13 protein-coding genes are annotated in these 19,509 nt (G+C 75.2%); 6 read left to right on the forward strand and 7 right to left on the reverse strand.

Annotated elements, in window-relative coordinates:
* Positions 1 to 33 precede the first annotated feature (33 nt).
* The 4 genes from AB0B33_RS26710 (at position 34) to AB0B33_RS26725 (ending at position 6,693) form a co-directional block, all read left to right on the forward strand.
* The gene (locus tag AB0B33_RS26710; RefSeq protein ID WP_360776681.1) at positions 34 to 2,196 is read left to right on the forward strand and encodes a fibronectin type III domain-containing protein; all 2,163 of its coding nucleotides are present in this window, start codon (positions 34 to 36) and stop codon (positions 2,194 to 2,196) included.
* Positions 2,193 to 3,146, forward strand: a complete 954-nt coding sequence (locus AB0B33_RS26715; protein ID WP_360776683.1) for a MoxR family ATPase — start codon at positions 2,193 to 2,195, stop codon at positions 3,144 to 3,146. The genes AB0B33_RS26710 and AB0B33_RS26715 overlap by 4 nt, the downstream gene beginning before the upstream one ends.
* A gap of 2 nt (positions 3,147 to 3,148) precedes the next feature.
* Positions 3,149 to 4,273 carry a DUF58 domain-containing protein gene (locus AB0B33_RS26720; protein WP_360776685.1) on the forward strand — a complete coding sequence of 375 codons (1,125 nt, stop codon included), beginning with the start codon at positions 3,149 to 3,151 and terminating at the stop codon, positions 4,271 to 4,273.
* A gap of 140 nt (positions 4,274 to 4,413) precedes the next feature.
* Positions 4,414 to 6,693 (forward strand): transglutaminaseTgpA domain-containing protein, encoded by a 2,280-nt coding sequence (locus AB0B33_RS26725; RefSeq protein ID WP_360776686.1) that lies wholly within the window; start codon positions 4,414 to 4,416, stop codon positions 6,691 to 6,693.
* Positions 6,694 to 7,146: 453 nt separating this feature from the next.
* On the opposite strand, the gene AB0B33_RS26730 is transcribed toward AB0B33_RS26725, so the two are convergent.
* Entirely contained in the window at positions 7,147 to 8,523 is a 1,377-nt protein-coding gene (locus AB0B33_RS26730; protein ID WP_360776688.1) for a protein kinase, read from the reverse strand.
* A 101-nt stretch (positions 8,524 to 8,624) separates the two neighbouring features.
* Between AB0B33_RS26730 and eccD the strand changes: the two genes are divergently transcribed.
* Together eccD and eccB are read left to right on the forward strand one after the other, a co-directional pair.
* Entirely contained in the window at positions 8,625 to 10,001 is a 1,377-nt protein-coding gene (gene eccD, locus AB0B33_RS26735; RefSeq protein WP_360776690.1) for a type VII secretion integral membrane protein EccD, read from the forward strand.
* 4 nt (positions 10,002 to 10,005) lie between these two features.
* Positions 10,006 to 11,439, forward strand: coding sequence for a type VII secretion protein EccB (eccB, locus tag AB0B33_RS26740; RefSeq protein WP_360776692.1), 1,434 nt, complete (start codon positions 10,006 to 10,008; stop codon positions 11,437 to 11,439).
* Between the two features lie 134 nt (positions 11,440 to 11,573).
* Here eccB and AB0B33_RS26745 read toward each other — a convergent pair whose 3' ends face one another.
* From AB0B33_RS26745 to eccCa, 6 genes are read right to left on the reverse strand one after another with little or no spacing between them, the layout of a single operon-like run.
* Positions 11,574 to 12,161 carry a suppressor of fused domain protein gene (locus AB0B33_RS26745; protein WP_360776694.1) on the reverse strand — a complete coding sequence of 196 codons (588 nt, stop codon included), beginning with the start codon at positions 12,159 to 12,161 and terminating at the stop codon, positions 11,574 to 11,576.
* A 59-nt stretch (positions 12,162 to 12,220) separates the two neighbouring features.
* Positions 12,221 to 13,426 (reverse strand): hypothetical protein, encoded by a 1,206-nt coding sequence (locus AB0B33_RS26750; protein ID WP_360776696.1) that lies wholly within the window; start codon positions 13,424 to 13,426, stop codon positions 12,221 to 12,223.
* 10 nt (positions 13,427 to 13,436) lie between these two features.
* Positions 13,437 to 13,814, reverse strand: a complete 378-nt coding sequence (locus AB0B33_RS26755) for a hypothetical protein (protein ID WP_247022652.1) — start codon at positions 13,812 to 13,814, stop codon at positions 13,437 to 13,439.
* A gap of 9 nt (positions 13,815 to 13,823) precedes the next feature.
* Positions 13,824 to 15,188 carry a hypothetical protein gene (locus AB0B33_RS26760; RefSeq protein ID WP_360776698.1) on the reverse strand — a complete coding sequence of 455 codons (1,365 nt, stop codon included), beginning with the start codon at positions 15,186 to 15,188 and terminating at the stop codon, positions 13,824 to 13,826.
* Positions 15,189 to 15,197: 9 nt separating this feature from the next.
* A complete protein-coding gene (locus tag AB0B33_RS26765; RefSeq protein WP_360776700.1) occupies positions 15,198 to 15,533 on the reverse strand; it encodes a hypothetical protein in 336 nt (111 codons plus the stop codon).
* 15 nt (positions 15,534 to 15,548) lie between these two features.
* Positions 15,549 to 19,508 carry a type VII secretion protein EccCa gene (gene eccCa, locus AB0B33_RS26770; RefSeq protein ID WP_360776702.1) on the reverse strand — a complete coding sequence of 1,320 codons (3,960 nt, stop codon included), beginning with the start codon at positions 19,506 to 19,508 and terminating at the stop codon, positions 15,549 to 15,551.
* Position 19,509 lies beyond the last annotated feature (1 nt).

Genomic DNA, 19,509 nt, shown 5'->3' on the forward strand with positions numbered 1-19,509 from the left:
GAAATTTCATGATCGGGCCCTAGCGTCGGGGCCATGTATGTCGACGTGGCCGGGGAGGGCACGGAGAAGAAGGGCCGCGGGCTGGGTGCCGCCGCGCGGACCCGGCTGGTGGTCGCGTTCCTGGTGGCCGGGTGCCTCGCGCTGATCGGGGTGGCCGTCGCCGGCCGCGCGCCGATGCCGTCGGACCTGGAGTACGTCCAGTCCGGGCACTGGGTGTACAGCGATGCACTCCAATCGGCGCTGCACGTCGACGGCGGCGCGGGCCAGGTCGACGCGCGGGCGGGGGTGCCCGCCGGGCCGGGCAGCCAGGTCGTGCAGGGCGGCCGGTCCGGCTATGTCGTCGACCGGTCGCGGATCAGCATGTTCGACAAGTCGACATTGGGTGTCGAGAGCGCGATCGCGCCGCCCGCCACCGAAACGCCGTCGGTGCTGGAGGTCGCGGGCGGGCCGTACCTGGTCTACCGCAACGCCGGCCGGATCGTCCGGCTCGGCGACCCGGTGGCCACCGTCGCGGCCGGCGGCCCGCTGTCCTCGCCCGTCGCGACCACCGACGGAACCCTGTGGGTGTACCGGATCGACACCGGCTCGGTGTGCGAACTGCCGCGCGGGGCCGCCACCCCGACCTGCCCGGCGCAGCTGCCCGCCGGGCACAGCGGGCTGCCGGCGCTCGTCGACGACCGGCCGGTGCTGCTGGACGTCACCGCGGACACGCTGAGCCCGGTGAGCAAGGACGGCCTGGGCGAGCCGGTCGCGATCGGCGTCAAGCTGCCCCCGACCGCCTTGGTGGCCGACACCTCGGTCGACGGGCGGCTGGCCGTCGCCGACCCGGACCGCAACCAGCTGCACCTGCTCGACACCGCCGGGCTCGGCAAGGACGGGCCGGCGGGCCACCCGGTTTCGGTCGACCTGCCCAAGGACGGCCGGTTCAGCGGCCCGGTCGCCACCGCGCACGTCGTCGCGCTGGTCGACGAGACCCGCAACGAGGTCCGGACCTACGACAGCCGGGGCTCGCTCAAGAGCACCAAGAAGGTTCCCGGCGCCGCCGGGCGGCCGCGGCTGGCCCACGGCCAGGACGACCGCGTCTACGTCGACAGCGCGGACGGCTCGCACGTCTTGGTCGTCGACGGCGAAAGCGGCTCGGTGGCCGACGTGGCCGTCGACGAGCAGGCGCGGCACCAGGCCGCCACCCCGCCGCCGGCTCCGCCGCAGCCGTCGGACACGGGTTCGGCGCCACCACCGCAACAACAGCAGCAGCAGCAACAACAGCAGCCGCCGTCCCGGCCCGCGCCGCCGCCGGTCGCGAGGGCGACGCCGCCGGGCGCGCCGCGCAACGTCAACGCGTCCGCCTCCGACGGCGCCATCAAGGTGACGTGGTCGGGCGCGGCGGACAACGGCGCGCGGATCACCGCGTACCACGTGTCCTGGCCGGGCGGGTCGACGACGGTCGCCGGCTCGGCGCGGCGCGCCACCGTGAGCGGGCTGGACAACGGGAAGTCCTACGTAGTCACGGTGTCCGCCGAGAACTCCGCGGGCACCGGCCCGGGCGCCAGTGCGAAGGCGGCGGCGCCGGGGCAGGCGGCCGGCGCGCCCGCGGTCACCCTGACCGCCGCGCTGGGCGGGAAGGTGTCGGCGAGCTGGTCCGCGCCGGACCTGCACGGAGCGGACCTGGTGCACTACCTGGTGAGCGCGACCGGTGCGGGGGAACGCCAGGTTTCCGGGACGTCGGCGCAGTTCTCCGGGCTCACCGGGTCCGTCACGGTCACCGTCCGCGCGGTGACCAGGTACGGCTCGGGCGCCGCGCTCACCGGGAGCCCGGGCAAGAAGACGGTGCGCGTGCCCTCGGGCCCGCCGACGGTGAAGATCACCCACGTCCAGGGCCGGGGCGCGCCGGACCAGCAGATCATCGTCACCGTGACGGCGAACGGCAACGGCGCGGCCGCGACGTGCAAGGCGAGCGCGCTGGGTGGCTCGTCCCCGTCCGTTCCGTGCAGCGGCACCACGAACCTCACCATCTCGAACATCTACTGGGTCGGCGCGATCCCGGTCGACGTCACCATCACGACGTCGGCGGGCACCGGCTCGGACCACTTCCAGGGCACTCCCGCGTTCGTGGTCGTGCTCGGCCCGCTCGCGCTGCTGGGAACGCGCCGCCTGCTCAAGAAGACCGGAAAACCCGAGGCGAAGAAGGAAACGTGACCCCGACTCCCAAGGCCGCCTACGAGCTGATCGCGGAGAACGTCCAGACGGTCGTGCGCGGCAAGCCCGAACTCGTCCGCCTCGCCGTCGCCGCGCTGTTCGCCGAAGGGCACCTGCTCATCGAAGACGTGCCGGGCCTCGGCAAGACGACGCTCGCCCGCTGCCTGGCGCGCAGCGTCGGCGCGAGCTGGAACCGCATCCAGTTCACGCCGGACCTGCTGCCCGGCGACATCACCGGCGTGATGGTCTACCACCAGAACGCCGAGCGGTTCCAGTTCCACCCCGGCGGGATCTTCGCGAACGTCGTGCTGGCCGACGAAATCAACCGCGGCACGCCGAAGACGCAGTCCGCGCTGCTGGAGGTGATGGCCGAGCGGCGGGTGACGGTCGACGCGGTCAGCCAGGACGTGCCGCGGCCGTTCTTCGTGGTGGCCACGCAGAACCCGATCGAGCTGGAGGGCACCTACCGGCTGCCGGAGGCGCAGCTCGACCGGTTCCTGATGCGGCTTTCGGTCGGCTACCCGGACCACGACGCCGAAATGCGGGTCGTGATGGGGGACTGCGCCGGGGTGACGCCGGACGAGCTGCGGCCGGTGCTCGACCTCGCCGCCGTGCAAGCGGTGATCGCCGAGGTCCGGAAGTCCCACCTGGCCCCGGAAATCGTGTCCTACGCCGTCCGGCTGGCCACGGCGAGCCGGACGCACCCGGCCGTCCGCTACGGCGCCAGCCCGCGCGGCAGCATCGCGCTGATCCGCGCCGCGCAGGCGCTCGCGGCCACCCACGGCCGCGACTTCGTCACGCCCGACGACGTCAAGGACGTCACGCACCCGGTGCTCGGGCACCGGCTCGTGCTGACGCCGGACGCGGAGCTGAACCAGCGGCTCACCGCCGACGTCGTCGACGAACTGCTGGCCGAGACGCCCGCGCCGGCGGCCACGGCGGGGCGGTAGCGGTGCGGCTCACCCGCCGCGGGGTCTTCGTGCTCGCCGCCGCGGTCGTGCTGTACGCCGTGGGCGAGGCGGCCGGGTACGCGCTGTTCCGGGCGCTGGGCGGGATCGCGGCGGCCGCGGTGCTCGTGGCGGTGGCCGTCGTCCGGTTCCGGCCCGACGTCGAGGTCGAGCGCACCGTGCTGCCGGACCGGATCGAGCGCGGCGAACCCGCACTGGCCACGCTGACCGTCCGCAACACCGGCACGCGCCGGCACGGCGGCTTCGCGGCGGGCGACCGCACGGGTGCGGAGACGCACGGCGTGCGCGTGCGCCCGCTGGCGCCGGGCGCGTCGGCGACGTACCACTACGAGCTGCCCACCACCCGCCGCGGCCGGCTCGAGGTGGGCCCGCTGGTGCTCGACCGGCCCGACCTGTTCGCCCTCGCCCGCGGCGAGCGGGCGATCGGCGGCACGGCGAGCCTGTGGGTGCACCCGCGGCGGCACGCGGTGCGCCCGGCGCGCGCCGGGCACCCGCGCCACCACCACGACGGGCCGATCACGGACCCGCCGTTGCGCGGCTCGGCGGACCTGCGCGCGGTCCGGCAGTACGTGATCGGCGACGAAGTCCGCCACCTGCACTGGAAAGCGTCGGCCCGAACCGGGCGGCTCATGGTGCGCGAGTACGCCGACCCGGCCCAGCTGCGCTGCACGGTCCTGCTCGACACCCGCCCGGCGGCACTGACGGCGGCCGCGTTCGAGGAAGCGGTCGAGGTGGCGGCGTCGCTGCTGTTCGCGTCGGCGACGGCCGGGCAGCACTGCCGGCTGATCACGCCGACCGGCACGGACACCCCGGTGGACAGCGGCCTGCGCGTGGCGAGGGTGGTGCTGGACGAGCTGTGCCTGGTGACGCAGGACGGCGCTGACGATGCCCCGCTGCTGCCGGCGTCGTTGGCGGCCGGGCGCCGTCCGGGCGGGGTCGTGGTGGTGGTGACGGGACCGGACGCGGATCTCGGCCCGGCCCGGCGCTGGCACCCGGACACGGTGATCCGCCTCGGCGCGCGGTCGGTCGCGGGGGCGGGGCAGATCTCGGCGGTGGACGCGGCGGATGCGGCGGCGCGGTGGAACGCGCTGATGACGGGGACAGCGTGACGGCACGACTGGATCGGGCCACGGGCGATCGCCGTGTGGCCGGACGGTGGAGCCGGGCGAAGCGGTCTGATGGTGGGGGCGTTGTGACGAGGGGAATTGCGGGCCGGGCGGTACAGCCCGGCGTCGCGGGCGGTCCCACGGTGGCGCGTAGGGGGCGCCGCCGTGGGAACGACCGCACCGATGTCGGGCGGGCCGCCGGGCGCGAGGCCGGGGTCGGGCGGGGCGTCGGGCGCGGGGCCGGGGGTGATCGGTCTGCTGGGCGCGAAGCCGGAGCCTGGTGGGCCGCCGGGCGTGGGTCCGGGGTCGGGTGGGCCGCCGGGCTCGGGGCCGGGGTCGATCGGCCGGCCGTCGCCGGGGTGCTCGGCTCCGCGGCGGTCGCGGGGCTGCTCTTCACCCCGGTCTTCGGCTTCACCGCGGTGCTCGTCCCGGTCCTCGTCGTCGTGGCGCTCGCCTACGCCTGCGCCGAACTCTGCGCCCGGTGGCCGAAAGCGGCGCCGTACCGCCCGCTCCTGGTGCTCGCCGTCGGGATTCTCGGGCTGGCCGAGGCGGTCGCGTTCCCGACCACCCTCGCGGGGCTGCCGACCGGGGAGACGCTGGCCGTCCTGGCCCGCGGCGCCACCGAAGGCTGGCTGCTCACCCTGCAATCCACCTGGCCGGCCCGGCCGGTCCCGGAGCAGCTGCTGTTCGTCCCGCTCGCGGTGCTGCTCGCCTCGACCGTCGGCCTGGAAGTCCTGCTGCGGCTGCGAAAGCCGCTTCTCGCGCTGCTCCCGGGCGTGCTGGTGGCCGCGCTTTCCCAGTCGTACCAACCCTTGTCCGGCCCGGTCGCGGTGGGGGCGGCCGTGCTCTACGCGGGTGCCGGCGCGCTGACCCTGTGGTCCCGTCCCGGCGGATCGAAGCCGGCCTGGCTCGTGGTGGCGACCGTCGCCGGGTTGCTCGCCGGGGCCGCGGCGCTGGGTGCGCTCGACCCGGCCGGGCGCGATCCCGTCCGGCTCACCGACCGGCAGATCGCGCCGCTCGCGCAGCACGGGCTCGGCAACCCGCTGGACGAGGTCGGCGACCGGCTCGCCCGGCCCGGCCCGGAAGTCTTCCGCTACCGCAGCGACGCGCCGGTCGACCGCTGGCGGCTGGCCGTCCTCGACGGCTTCGACGGCGCCAACTGGTCCACCGACCTGCGGCTGCGCCGGCTCGGGGAGCGCCTCGACAGCGCGTCCGGCGGCACCACGCGCACCGCCGACGTGCAGGTGACCGGGCTGCCGGGACCGTGGCTGCCGAGCCAGCCGGTGCCGACCGGGGTGACCGGCGTCGACCCGCTCGTCGACCAGACGGCGGGCGCGCTGCTGCTCGACCCGCCCGGCCGGGACCCGCGGTACCGGCTCACGTGGTCGTCGCCCGACGTCGACGCGGCCCGGCTCGAGGGCGCGGAGGTCGACGCGAAGGCCGAAGGCGGGCTCGGTGAGCTCGGCCAGGTGCCCCCGGACGTCGAGCAGCTGGCCCGGGACGCCGTGCGCGGCTTGCGCCCGACGTTCCAGTCGGCGTTACAGCTCGAACGGCTCCTCAGCACGCACTACCAGGTCGCCGTCGGCGCCGACCTGCCGACCGGGCACGGCTGGCCGCAGCTGCGGCGGTTCCTGCTCGACACGCGGCGGGGCACGAGCGAGCAGTTCGCCGCGGCCTACGTCGCCCTCGCGCGGCTGACCGGCATCCCGGCGCGGCTGGTGGCCGGGTTCGGCGGATCGTCCGAAGTGGACGGTGACTTCCGGGTCGTGCGCAACCGGGACGTGCTGGCCTGGCCCGAGGTGGCCGTCGCCGGCGTCGGCTGGGTGCCGCTCGACCCGACGGCCGCCGCGGCCAAGACCGGCCAGCAGACCGGTCTCGCGAAGGCGACCGCGCTGGCTCGCCGCCAGCTGCCACCGGAGCAGTCGCTGCAGCCGCCGCAGCTGCCACCGGGACACCAGGAGGCCGACGACGACCCGGTGGCCACCGGCGGTTCGCTCCGCTGGGACCTGGTGGCGGCGACCGTCGTGGGCGCGCTGCTCGTCTGCTGGCTGTGGGGAGTGCCGCTGGCGAAGGGGATCCGCACCCGCCGCCGTCGCCGCTCGACGGGCGCGGACGGCGTCCTCGGCGCGTGGGCGGAGGCCCGCGACCGCCTGCGCGCGGACGGCGTGCCCTACCGCGTCGGCATGACCCCGCGCGACCTCGCCGAGCTGGCGGGCGAAGGCACGAAGGAGCCGATCACGCGGCTGGGCAAGGTGCTCGACATGGCGCTGTGGTCCGGGGTTCCGGTGACGGAAGGCGCGGTGCGGAGGGCGTGGCAGGAGGTGGGCGAGCTGCGCCGGAGCCTGGCGACGCGGCCGTGGACGATCCGCCTGCGCTCGGCACTGGACCCGCGCACGCTGCTACCCCCGGCCCGGCGCCGCTGACACCGCGGTCCGGGCAAGCGCCCCAATGGGGTTGTTTCATCGTGGTTTGTGCTGGTCATGCTGGGTTGACCAGCTGTGGTGACGGTCAGACACCTGCCACCCGGGCAGCGTCACGGACGCTCTGCTCGTGCCGGGGCAGCACCAGCAGACCGTAGCAACGTGGTGGCATGCCCGGTGCCATCCGGAGCTTGTCCAGGACCCGCCAGGCTTTGAGAGCGGCGACGCCGCCCTCCACCGCGCACCGCATCGGCGAACGCCGCGTTCGCCTGCTGGGCCTTCGTCAGCGGCCGGCGGGCTTCGGCTTCATGGGGAGTGGGCACGATCTGTTCACAGGCTCCAGCGCAGATACCGCAATTGCGGGTGGTGCGGATGTCTCTGTGCCAGCCGTGGAAGCCCGGCGTTGGGTGCGTTGGACGCACCGAACGCCACATTGGGGCGCTCGGGGCCGGCCGGTCACGAGGTGCAGCGGCCGCCGCGGATCGGGACCGGGGTGGTCGTGTACACGTTCTTGCCGTCGGTCGCCCGGATCTGGAAGCAGTAGCGGCGGGCCGGGTCGATCGGGACCTCCATCGCGCGCTGGCGGTGGGCGACCAGGACCATCGTGTCGATGCGCTCGCCCGCCACCACCACGGCGAAGTCGAGGTCGCCGTCGGCCTGCCAGGTCAGGCGGACGTGGTCGCCGAGGTCGGCCGGGCTGTCCAGCGTGAGGTGGACGTCGGGGACCGGGCCGGCCGTGGTGTTCGCGGGCTGCGCGGCCGGTGCCGCCGGGAGGGCGTGGCCGGTCACCTCGGCCGGGCCGGTGAAGAACGGCAGCACGGCCAGGCCCGCGACGACGACGCCCGCGCCCGCCGACACCACCGCCCGGCGCCGGGACGGCGAACCGGTGGGCTCGGCCGGGCCGCCGAACGTGCGGATCAGCGTGCGCCCGCCCGGGGCCGGCGCCGCCGGGGCGGGCCGGGGGACCTCGGCGAAGTCGTCGAACTCGACGTCGGCCGCGACCGGCTCGGCCTCGGCGGGCTCGGGCCGCGCGGGTTCCTCGGCCGGAACCGGTGGTGTGCCGCCGTTCCGGACGTTCTCCAGCAGCGCCACGACGGCCGCCGCGTCCGCCGGGCGGTCGGCCGGGTCCTTGGCCAGCAACCGGGTGACCACATCGGACAGTCCGGGTGGGACGTCGCCGGGGAGCGGAGCGGGCGGTTCCCGCAGCACCCGCAGGATCAGCTCGCCGTGCCGTTGCCCGGTCCGGCGCGGGAACGGCGGGGTCCCGGTCAGCGCGCCGTACAGCACCGCGCCCAGCCCGTAGAGGTCGGACGCGGCCGAAAGCGTGTCGTCGCGCAGGGTTTCCGGCGCGGTGTACTCCACCGCGTGCGCCGGGTCGCGCGGGAACCGGCGGCGCAGCGTCTGCCCGAAGTCGGCGAGGACGAACTCGCCCGAAGCGCGGTAGAGCACGTTGTCCGGGGTCACGCCGCCGTGCCGGACGCCGGCGCCGTGGGCCGCGGCCAGCGCCGACGCGATCGCCGTGCCCAGCGCCAGCACCGCGTCGGCGGGCAGGCGGACGCCGGACGCGAGCAGCGCGCCCAGCGAACCGCGGCACAGCTCCATCCGGACGCCCGCGCGGCCACCGGGGTAGTCGACCACGCCCAGCGGCGGCAGGATCGACGGCGCCGGCCCGGTGGCGGCCAGCGCTTTGCGCTCGCGCTCCAGCCCGGCCAGGGTTTCGCGGTCGAACGGGCCCGGGAACACCTTGACCGCTTCGCCGGTGGCCCGGACGGCGTAGACCGTGGCGATCGGGCCGTCGGCGAGCAGGTCGACGGCGGCGTGCTCGATGCTCATGCCGCCATTCTCCCGCACGAAAGCCGTGCGGTGGGCCGTTTCGCGCGGCCGGTTCCGGCCGTCGTCACCCATTCGCGCGCGCGGTGGCCGAGGCTTTTCCCATGCAGACCGCCGGCCTCGTCAGGCTCACCGTCGCCACCCCGCACCGGCGCATCGACATCGCGCTGCCGGAACACGCCGCTGTGGCGGAAATCCTGCCCGGGCTGCTCGCCCGCGCGGGCGAAGGGCTCGCCGACGATGGTGTCCCCGGCGGCGGCTGGTCGTTGCACCGGGCCGACGGGACGGCGTTCGACCTCGACCGGACCCTCGGCGCGCACCGGGTGCGCGACGGCGAGATCCTGCACCTGACCCCGCGGCGGACGGACTGGCCCGAGCTGGAGTACGACGACCTGGTCGACGCGATCGCCACCGGCTCCGGCCACACCGGCCGGGCCTGGGGCCCGCGGCACACCCGGGTGGCCGGCCTGGCCGCCGGTGCCGCGGCCCTGCTGCTCGGGCTGGTCGCGGTGCTGCGCGCCGGGCCGCCGTGGCCGGGGCCGGGGCTGTGGGCGCTGACCGCGGCCGCCCTGCTGCTGACCGCCGGGGTGGTGCTCGCGCGTGCGATGCGGGACGCCGGCGCCGGGGCGGTGCTCGCCGCGGCCGCGCTGCCGTACGCGTTCGCCGGGGGCGGCCTGGTGCTGGCCGGCGGCGCCCCGATCACGGACCTGTCCGCCGGGCACCTCGTGCTCGCGGGCGCGGCGCTGCTGGCCGCCGCGCTGGCGGGCCGCCTCGGCGTGGCCGCGGCACCGGCGGTGTTCACGGCGGCGGCCACAGCCGGATTGCTTGCCGTGCTCGGCGGCTGGCTGGCGACGCTCGACGACCTCGCCGGGTACCGCGCGGCGGCGGTGCTCGGCGGTGGCCTGCTCGCGCTGTCCGGCGCGTTCGCCCCGCTGGCCCTGCGCCTCGCCCGCGTCCCGATGCCGGTGCTGCCGCGCAGCACGGCCGACCTGGTCCGCGACGACCCGCAGCCGCCGCTCCCGCTCGTGCACAGCGCCGTGGCCCGCGCGGACGGCCTCCTCACCGGCCTGCTGGCCGGGACGTCGGCGGTCGTGTCGTACTGCCAGGTCGTGCTCGTCCGCGCCGGCGGCACCGCGGCGATCGTGCTGGTTTCGGTGCTGGCACTGGGGTTCCTGCTGCGGGCGCGGCTGTACCCGATCGTGCGGCAACGGGTTCCGCTGCTGCTGGCGGGAACGGCCGGCGTCGGCTGCCTCGCGCTCGGCCCGCTGATGACCGGCGGCGCGTTGGTGCCGGCCGGGCCGCTGGCGTTCGCCGTGGCGGCCGGCGCGACCGCCGCCGGGGTCCTGCTGAGCACCCGGCGCGCGAACCCGTACCTCGGCCGGTTCGCCGAGTACGCCGAAATCCTGCTGATGGTCGCGATCGTGCCGGTGGTGTGCTGGGTGCTCGACCTGTACACCGTCGTGCGCGGGCTGGGGGGCTGACACCGTGGCGTCCAAAAGGGACCAGCTGCAGGCGTACCAGTTCCTCGTGCAGCGGGCGACGTCCGCGCTCGTCACGCGCGAGACCGATCCGGAGCAGCCGCCGTTCCGGCGCACCGGGAGCGCGACGTTCGCCGGGGTCGCGCTCGGCATCGTGTCGCTGGCCGGCGCCGGCGTGTACGGGCTGGTCGTGCCGGGCGGGAACACGGCCTGGCGCCAGGATTCCGCGGTGATCGTGGAGAAGGAGACCGGCACCCGGTACGTCTACCTCGACGGGCGGCTGCACCCGGTGGCCAACTACGCGTCCGCGCTGCTGCTGCTCGGCGACCACAAGGCCACCGAGCAGGTGTCGCGGGAATCGCTGGCCGGCGTCCCGCGCGGGCCGCGGCTCGGCATCCCCGACGCACCCGACGCGCTGCCCGCCCCCGACCGGCTGCTGACCGGCTCGTGGTCGCTGTGCTCGGCGCCCGCGAGCGACCTGGCGGGCACCCGGATCGAGGAGTCGGTGCTGCTGGCCGGCGCGGCCCCGGCCGGCGGCGCGCAGCTGGGCGACCAGGCGCTGCTGGTGGAGCTGGTGACGAACGGGGACCGGTATCTCGTCTGGCACGGGCACCGGCACCGGATCGAGGACTACGCCGCGGTCGGCACCGGCCTCGCGCTGACCGCCGAGCCGTGGGCGCGGGTCGGCCGGCCGTGGCTGGACGTCCTGCCGGAAGGCGCGCCGATCGGCCCGATCCCGGTGGCGCGGCCGGGCGAACCGTCGAGCGCCGTCCCGGGCCGCACCGACCTGCGCGCGGGGATGCTGCTGGTGGTCCGCCCGTCCGGTGGCGGCGAGCAGTACTACCTGGCCGAACGGGACGTCCTGCGCCCGATTTCGGTGCTGCAGTACGACATCCAGCGCGCGGCCGCCCAGACGCCGGCCGCCTACCCCGGCGGCGACCCGGTGGCGGTCACGCTCCCGCCGTCGCTGGCCACGACGTCCCACCGCCTCGACCCGGCCGACGACGCCGAGGGCGCGGCCCCGCCGGTCCGCCCGCCGATCGCGCGCCTGCAGGACCGCGAAGCGACGGTGTGCGCGACCTTCGAGCCGGGTGCCTCGTCGCCCGGCTTGCGGGTCGACCCGGTCTTGCCCCCGGCGGACGCGCTGTCGGCCACTGCCCGCCGCTCGCCGGCCGGAACCCCGCTGGCCGACCGGGTGTACGTGCCCCCGGGCAGCGCGGCGGTGGTCGAAGCGATGCCGTCGGCGCAGGCGCCCTCGGGAACGCTGACCCTGGTGACGGACATGGGCCGCCGGTACTCGCTGGCGGCACCGGAGGTGCTGAAGATGCTGGGCTACCCGGCGGATCGCGTGCTGCGGTTGCCGGCGGGGTTGGTGGCGCGGTTGCCGGAGGGCCCGGGCCTGGACCCGGCCGCGGCTCGCAACCAGGCCGTGGGCGGCTGACGGGCGTTGGACGGCCGATTCGCGGCTACCCGGCGGATCGGGTGCTGCGGTTGCCGGCGGGGTTGGTGGCCTGGCTGCCGGAGGGCCTGGACCCGGCCGCGGCTCGCAACCAGGCCGTCGGCGGCTGACCGACCTCAGACAGCCGACTTCCGGTACAGGTCGAGGATGTCCGTGTCGCGGTCGCGCCACCTGTCGAAGAGCACGTCGGGGTCGTCGTCGTGCGCGTGGACGTACTCGAACTCCGCGCGGGTGCACGGCAGCAGCGTGACCAGCTGCAGCGCCGGCTCGCCCTGGTCGTCGCGGTAGACGTCGAACTCCGCGTCGGCGAACGGGTGCGGGGCCGCGAGCAGGAACGCGATGCCGGTGCCCGGGATCAGCGGCTCGGCGTTCACGTAGCCGCTGCCGTACGGGTAACCCCGCTGCCGCTCGATCGCCTCGCGTGCGATCACGTGCGCGAGGTAGCCGGCTTCGTCCTCGTGGTCCGGCAGCGCGGAGACGACGAACTCCTGCGGCAGCGGGGCGGCGATCCGCTGGAACCGGACCCCCGTGGTCGCCGCCGAGATCATCCGCACCGTCGGGTGGGCGTGGAAGCCGATGGCGAACCCCCGGTTGCCGCCGCCGGGGAGCTGGGCGCCCTGGCCGTGGGTGACCGGGCCGAGGTGGTGTTCGACGTGCGGGAGCAGGCCGTCGAACCGGCTCGGGTCGGCGTGGGGATAGCTCATCGCCCGATCCTAGGCACCGCGGCGCCCCCGCACGGGTGCACCGTCCGGGGGCGTCGCAATCAGCGGCCGGGCTGCCAGAGCTCCTCGTCGAGCAGCTGGACGGAGTCGGCGTCGGTCTCCCCAGTACGGCGGCCGCGGGGGAGGGTGAAGCCGGCGTCCGGGTTCCCGTTGGCGGAGCGGCCGCGCAGCTTCGCGGGCACGCCGTCGGTCGCGGCCGCGGCCCGGCGGCCGGCGCCGCCCCGGCCGGTGGGCTGCTCGGGCGAGCCGGGGCGCAACGTCCCGGCCGCCGCGCCCGAGCCGCCGTGCGGCGGCATCATCGGCGGCATCGAGCTCCCGGCCGGTTTGGCCGGCGCCGGGGCCGCCGTGCCGGGCCGGACCTCCGAAGCCAGGCTGGGCGCGCGTTTGCCGGCGACCGGCTTGGCCAGCGTCGGGATCGCGCCGAGCCCGCCCGCCGCGCCGAACATGCCCGGCAGGCCCGACGCCACCGGTGCCGCGCCGCCGCCCCCGGGCAGGCCGCCGAGAGCCGCGCCGGACAGCGGGAGCGCCGTCGCCGGGGACAGCCCGGCCAGCGACAGCCCCGAAGAGACGTCCTGGCCCAGCCCGGGCAGGCCGGGCAGCGGCGAGTCGCCACCGGTACCGCCGCCGCTGCCGACGCCCGCCGACTCGGCGAGACCTTCCAGCTCGGTCAGCGCGCTCATGCCGGCCTCGGCGGCCTTGACGAAGTCCGCGGGGGAGTTGCCTTCCGCGGCCGCCTTCGGCGTCGGCATCAGGTCGCCGGGGGACTGCATCCCGGACGCCGCGACGACCTTCAGCATCGACACGTCGAACTGCGCGCCGAGCGCGTTCATCCGGAACGCCGACGCCTGCTGCGCCGCGATCTTGGCCGGGATCGCCGTCAGCGGGTTCAGGTCCGCCGCGCAGTACGCCGCGTAGCACGTCATGACCTCGGCGAGCGCGTCCGAGATCGACGAAGCGAGCGTGGTCAGCGTCTCGGCCGGCCGGGCCGCGTCGATCCGCTCACCCCACATCTTCAGCTCGGCCAGCGACCGCTGGGTCTTCTCCTCGTGCGCGCGGCCGGCGTCGTCCTGCCACTCCGGGGTCAGCCGGCCGGCGCGGGTGTTGAGTTCCGTGCTCGCGGCGTCGATCCACTCGCGGCACTCGGTCCACATCTTCGCCGCGTCCAGCAGCACCGGCACCTTGGCTTGCTCGGCCTGGACCATGTCCCGGTGCAGTTCGATGGGCAGCAGGTTGTAGGGCACGACCATGGCACTCTCCTCAGGCGGTCTTGTCGGACGGGTGCGGAACCGTGCCCGCGGTCTTCTTGAACAGGTCGGCGCCCTGCTTGATGACCTTGGTCGCCGACGTCGCGAGCGTCAGCGCACTGGCGACGTCGGCGGCGGTGTACCCCGCGGCGGCGGCCTTGACCTTCGTGCTGTCGGTGACCATGTCCTCGGTCACCTTCGTCAGCAGCGCGGCCATCGCGGCAGTGGCGGCCTTGTCGAGCACCGACATCGCGATGCCCTCGAACAGCCCGGTCAGGTTCGGCGGCGTGCCGAGCCGGGCCAGCGAAGGCGGCATCGCGGGCGCGGTGAGCTGCCCGGCGTAGGTGCTCATGGCGTCGGTGTCGCCGTTGATCTGCTGTGCTGCAGCCATTTCCCCTCCTCAGTGACCGGCGCGGGATCGCGGTGCGCCGTCGGTCTTGTCCACTTGCCACAGCTCTTCGTCGAGCAGCTGGACGGTGTCGTTCCCGGTGTCCCAGCGCCGTCTCGACGCGGGTGGTGGAGCCGCTTTCGCACCACGCCGCCCGGCCCGCCCGAGCAGCGGAACGCCCGGAGTGGCAGCGGGTTTGCGGGACCGCCCGGTGGCCGGGTGTTCGGCGTCCCCCGGCTTGATCCCGCTCGGCGGCTTCCCGCCACCGCCGCGCTGCTGCATCGGCGGTGTCATCCCGGGACTGCTCGCGGCGGCCGCCGCACTGGTCGCGGCCGCGGTGCCCAACGCGGGGATCGCCGCCGCCGTCGTCGTCGTCGAGCCGGGATCCACCACCGGAGCCGGCATCGGCGCGGGCGCGGGGAAGCCGGCCGCACCGAAGCCACCACCGCCCGGAACGCCGCCGCCCCCGGCGAGGCTCGGCAGCCCGGAGTCGCCCGGACCGCCGTCACCGAGCGCGCTGAGCCGGTCCGCGACCTCGGCGGGGGTCGGCGAGCCGATCTCCGCCGGACTCGGCGAGTCCCCGGCGCCGCCCGCGAGCTGCTGAAATCCCTGGAGCGCTTGGCTGGCCGCGTCCAGCGCGTTCGGCGCCTCCTCGAGCGCGGCCTTGAGCGGGTCTTCGGCGGTCGGTGTGTCCGGAGTGGACGGTGGCGCGGCCGCCGGTGCCGGGCTCGGGGACGCCGGAGACGCGGTTCCCGGCGCGCCCGCCGCCGGCCGGGGGTTCACGGACGGCCCGGGCGGATCTTGGGCCGCGCTCCGCGGGCCTCGCCAGCCCAGGCCCGTGGCTTTGGTCAGTGCGGCGGTCGCGGCCTCGTACCGGGGCTTCAGGCCGTCGATCTCCTTCATGACGTCGCGGTAGACGTCGTCGAAGTCTTCGGACTGCTCCTTGATCGACTTCCGGGCGAAGTCGTTGCGCAGCTGTTCGACCTTGACGTGCGCTTCGCAGATCCCGCGCGACAGGTCGGTGAGGCACCGGATCACCGTCGAGGGCAAGTCACCGCCGGTGGGCGGCAGTCCCGCGGTCAGCACCAGGTTGGCGAGCCCGCTCGGATCGACCCAGCTGCGCATGATCGAGGTGTCCCGGTCGGCCCGCGCCCGGAACTCCCGGCCCGCCGAGTCCGGCCAGCGGTCGGCAGCGGCGAGGGCCGACGCCTGGGCGTACAAGAGGTTGGCGTGCCGCGAAATCCACTCGCGGCCCTTGGTCCACATAAGCACGGCGGAGTCGAGCCTGCCGACGTGCCGGAGGCGCTCGGCGGTGATTTCCCGGTACCGCGCCTCGATGGCGGACGTGTCGACGCACTGTTCGATCGGACCTCCCACGGGAACCCCTCACCGCCCCGGCTCGGGTGCCGGGTCGAGGGCCGTGAACTCGGCGCGGGCCTGTTCGTCGGCGTCCACGTACGCCTTCGCCGTCCGGTGCACGAACGAGCTGTAGATCTTGAACCCCTGCTCCACCTGGGCGATGAACTCCTGGAGGGCGTGCATGCTCTGGTCGTCCGCGCCCGTGAGGTTGTCGCACCAGGGGCTCCCGAGGCCTCCCTCGCACGGGAGCGCCGGCTCGCGATGGCTGACCTCCACGGGGACCGGGTCCCGTTCGAGGCTGCCCAGCAGCACCCGGGAGAACTCCCGCATGGCGTCGGTGTCGCCGTCGATGTCACCACTCATGGTCCACTCCTGTTCTCACGTCGTCGGGGGGTGCCAGGCGAGCTGGACGAGGCCCTTGCCGCCGCGGCGGTCGACCAGCCAGCCGCGCCCGGGCGGGAGGACCTGGGCACGCATGTTGCCCAGCAACGGGCCTTCGTCGCGGTCGCCGGACATCATCAGACCGGGGGTGCCGACTTCGCGGAGCCTGCCGAGGAACGGCTCGAACAGCCCGCGCCCGGCCCCGCCGGTCCGGCGCGCCAGCACCACGTGCAGGCCAATGTCGCCGGCCTGCGCGACCAGGGGCAGCAACGGCATCAGCGGGTGCGCCTTGTGCGTGGCCACCATGTCGTAGTCGTCGACCAGCACGAAGATTTCCGGGCCCTGCCACCAGCTCCGGGCCCGGAGCTGCTCGGGTGTGACGTCGGCGCCGGGCAGCCGCTTGGTCAGCGCCTCGGCCGTTTCGGTGAGCAGGCCGCCGCTGTGCTCGTCGTTGACGCCGAAGCCGAGCAGGTACTCGTCGGCGATCTCGCCGAGCAGGCCGCGGCGGTGGTCGACGACGATGATCCGGGCCTCGCCGGGCCGGTACGCGCCCTGGATCCGCTTGGCCAGCGCGCGCAGGAACGACGTCTTGCCGCTTTGGGTGTCGGCCAGCAGGAAGAAGTGCGGGTCGGCGGCGAAGTCCAGGCGCATCGGGGAGAGGTCGCGCTCGTGGATGCCGACCGCGAGCCCGGCGTCCGCCCCGGTCAGCTCGTCCGCGGCGGGCAGTTCGTCGTAGGCGAGGACCGCGGGCAGCAGCCGGACCGACGGGGCCGGCTCGCCCGGCCACGACGTCCGGACCGCGTCGACGAGGGCCCCGGTGCCGTCGGCCAGGTCGGCGGCCGAGGACACGCCGTCGACGCGGGGCAGCGCCAGCAGCATCTGGTGCCCGGTCGGGGAAATCCCGCTGCCGGGCGCGTCGGCGGGCACGCTCATCGCGGCCCGCCGGTCGATGATCGAGTCGATCGGGTCGCCGATCTTCAGCTCCAGCCGGCTGGCGAACAGGTCCCGCATGTTCATCCGCAGGTCGAACGCGCGGGCACAGCTGGCCACGACGTGGACGCCGTAGGACAGGCCGCGGGCGGTGATGTCGCCGACCGCCTCTTCGAGCTCGGCGAAGTCGGTGCGCAGGGTCTGCCAGCCGTCGATCACCAGGAAGACGTCGCCGTGCGGGAGCTCGGGGAACCGGCCTTCCGCGCGGAGCCTGCGGTAGGTGGCGATGCCGTCGATCCGGTGCTCGGCGAAGAGGCGTTCCCGCCGGGCCAGCAGGTCCGCGACCTCGGCGACCGTGCGCCGCACGGCCCCGGTGTCCAGCCGGCCCGACACGCCCGAGACGTGCGGTAGCCCGGCGATCGACGCGAGCGTGCCGCCGCCGAAGTCCAGGCAGTAGAACTGCGCTTCGCGCGGGGTGTGGGTGAGCGCGAGGCTTGTGATCAGCGTGCGCAGCGCGGTGCTCTTGCCCGCCTGCGGGGCCCCGAGCACCAGCACGTGCCCGGCGGCGCCGGAGAGGTCGAGGACCAGTGGGTCGCGCCGCTGCTCGAACGGCCGGTCCACGATCCCCAGCACCGGCCGCAACGCGCCGGGCGCGCCGGTGGTGAGCCCGCGCCGGGGGTCGACGGCGAGCGCGGGGAGCAGCCGGTCCAGCGTCGGCGAGTCCGACAGCGGGGGCAGCCACACCTGGTGCGCGGGCGTGCCCTGGCCGGTCAGCCGGTCGACCAGGATGTCCAGCAGGGTCTCGCCGGTCAGGGGCTCGTCCACGGGTTCGGGCTCGGCCTCGCCGGTGTCGAGCTCGTCGGCGACGTAAGTGGTCGTGTACTCCCGCAGCGTCAGCTGGTCGGCCCGCGTCACCGGCCGCACGCCCCCCGTGGCGGCCCGCTGGTGGACGCCGGAGACGTAGGCGGAGCGGAACCGGTCGAGCTGGTCGGTGCCGACCTTCAGGAACCCGTGCCCGGGCGCGCGCGGCAGCCGGAACGCCTCCGGGTGGCCGAGCACCGCGCGGCTTTCCATCTCGGAGAACGTGCGCAGCCCGACCCGGTAGGACAGGTGGCTTTCCAGCCCGCGCAGCCGGCCCTCGTCGAGCCGCTGCGAGGCGAGCAGCAGGTGCACGCCGAGCGAGCGCCCGACGCGTCCGATTTGGACGAACATGTCGATGAAGTCGGGCTTGGCGGAGAGCAGCTCGGAGAACTCGTCGCAGATCACCAGCAGCGTCGGCACTTCGGGCAGCGGGGCACCGGCGACGCGGGCCTTCTCGTAGTCCCGCAGGGAAGCGAAGTTCCCCGCCGCGCGCAGCAGCTCCTGGCGGCGGATGAGCTCGCCGTTGATCGCGTCGGTCATCCGGTCGACCAGGTGCAGCTCGTCGGCCAGGTTCGTGATCACGGCACTGGTGTGCGGCAGCGCGTCCAGCCGGGCGAAGGTCGCGCCGCCCTTGAAGTCGACCAGCGCGAAGTTCAGCGAGTTCGGCGGGTGGGTGACCGCGAGCGCCAGCACGAGGGTGCGCAGCAGCTCGGACTTGCCGGACCCGGTGGCGCCGATCAGCAGGCCGTGCGGGCCCATGCCGTCCTGGGCGGACTCCTTGAGGTCGAGCTCGATCGGCGTCCCGTCGGCCTGGATGCCGAACTGGACGCGCAGCCGGTCGCGGTTCGGCCGGGGCACCCAGGTGTCGGCCGGGTCGAACGCGTACGGGTCGCCGAGCCCCAGCAGTTCGGCCAGGCCCAGCTCCGCCGACATCGGCGCGTCCCCGCCCCGGCCCACGGTCAGCCGCAGCGGGGCGAGCTGCCGGGCGAGCCCTTCGGCCGCGAGCGGCCCCAGCGCGTCGGCGGTGCCGAGCGGGGCCTCGCCGTCGATCGTCTCGCTGACGAGGTCGCCGCCGTCGTCCACCGCCAGGACGACGGTGGTCCGGTCCAGCGCCCGCGGCGGCATGGTCGTCAGGTCCACCACGGTGACGCCTTCGACGCCGCCGCCGGTCATCAGGTGGTCGGAGCCGGCGACCGAACCGCCGTCCAGGACGACCACCAGGTGCGGGCCGGGCACCCGGCCGTCCGACTCCGGGTCGAAGCGGGGCCGCTTGGCCAGCTCCTCCTCGAGCACCGACTCCAGCGCGGGGATCGTGGGCGCCACCAGGCGAAGCGGGCCGAGTGCGTCGGTGCGCTCGGCGTGCAGCGCGTGCGGTAGCCACTTGACCCAGTCCCAGTCGGCGCGGCGGTCGTCGGCCAGGCAGACGGCGATCCGCAGGTCGTCCGGCGACTGCAGGGTGGCCAGCTGGGCCAGCAGCGCACGCAGCAGCCCGAGCGCGGCCTCGCGGTCGCCGCGCAGGTGGATGCGGCTGAACCCGGTGACAGCGATCGCGAGCGGCAGCCGGTCGACCGTGCTGTAGGTGGTGATGAACCGGCGCAACGCGAGCGCGGACAGCGGTTCGAGCTCCTCGAGCGGCTTGGTGTCCGGCGCGACCAGCGTGGTGGCCGGCCCCTGCGGGCCGCGGCCGATCCGGGCGACGCCGAAGTCCTGGTCGTCCTTGCGCCGTTCCCACAGCCGGTAGCTCGCGGCCAGCGACCACAGCGCCGCCGGGTCCGGGTGCAGGTACTCCATCGCTTCGCGCTGGCGACGCACCGAACGGCGCAGCCGCAGCCGGTGCTGGGCCAGGTGCCGCAGGTACTTGCGGCGCGCGTGCCCCATTTCCCGCCGGCTCGGGCCGCCGCCCTGCAGCAGGCCCATCGCGACCATGCCGAGCATGCCGACGCCCATCAGCCCGTAGACGGCGTAGCGGACGGACCCGGCGGCCGAACCGGAGAACATCAGCATCATCGCGCCCGTCGTGCCCACCATGGGCAGGACCATGAGCAGCTGCGCCCACTGCCGCGCGGGCGGCGCCGGGATTTCCGGCGGCGCCTGGAGGATGAGTTCGCCGGAGGGCAGCTCCGGCGCGGGCCGCCGGGCCGGCCGCTTGACCACGATTGTCGCCACT

This window comes from Amycolatopsis sp. NPDC049159, from assembly GCF_040648295.1.
GTDB classification, from domain to species: Bacteria; Actinomycetota; Actinomycetes; order Mycobacteriales; family Pseudonocardiaceae; genus Amycolatopsis; species Amycolatopsis pretoriensis_A.

Coding starts and splice junctions, on each gene's coding strand:
- AB0B33_RS26710 (WP_360776681.1), top strand. CDS start 34: ATGTATGTCGACGTGGCCGGGGAGGGCACGGAGAAGAAGGGCCGCGGG.
- AB0B33_RS26730 (WP_360776688.1), bottom strand. CDS start 8,523: ATGAGCATCGAGCACGCCGCCGTCGACCTGCTCGCCGACGGCCCGATC.
- eccD (WP_360776690.1), top strand. CDS start 8,625: ATGCAGACCGCCGGCCTCGTCAGGCTCACCGTCGCCACCCCGCACCGG.
- AB0B33_RS26745 (WP_360776694.1), bottom strand. CDS start 12,161: ATGAGCTATCCCCACGCCGACCCGAGCCGGTTCGACGGCCTGCTCCCG.
- AB0B33_RS26750 (WP_360776696.1), bottom strand. CDS start 13,426: ATGGTCGTGCCCTACAACCTGCTGCCCATCGAACTGCACCGGGACATG.
- AB0B33_RS26755 (WP_247022652.1), bottom strand. CDS start 13,814: ATGGCTGCAGCACAGCAGATCAACGGCGACACCGACGCCATGAGCACC.
- AB0B33_RS26765 (WP_360776700.1), bottom strand. CDS start 15,533: ATGAGTGGTGACATCGACGGCGACACCGACGCCATGCGGGAGTTCTCC.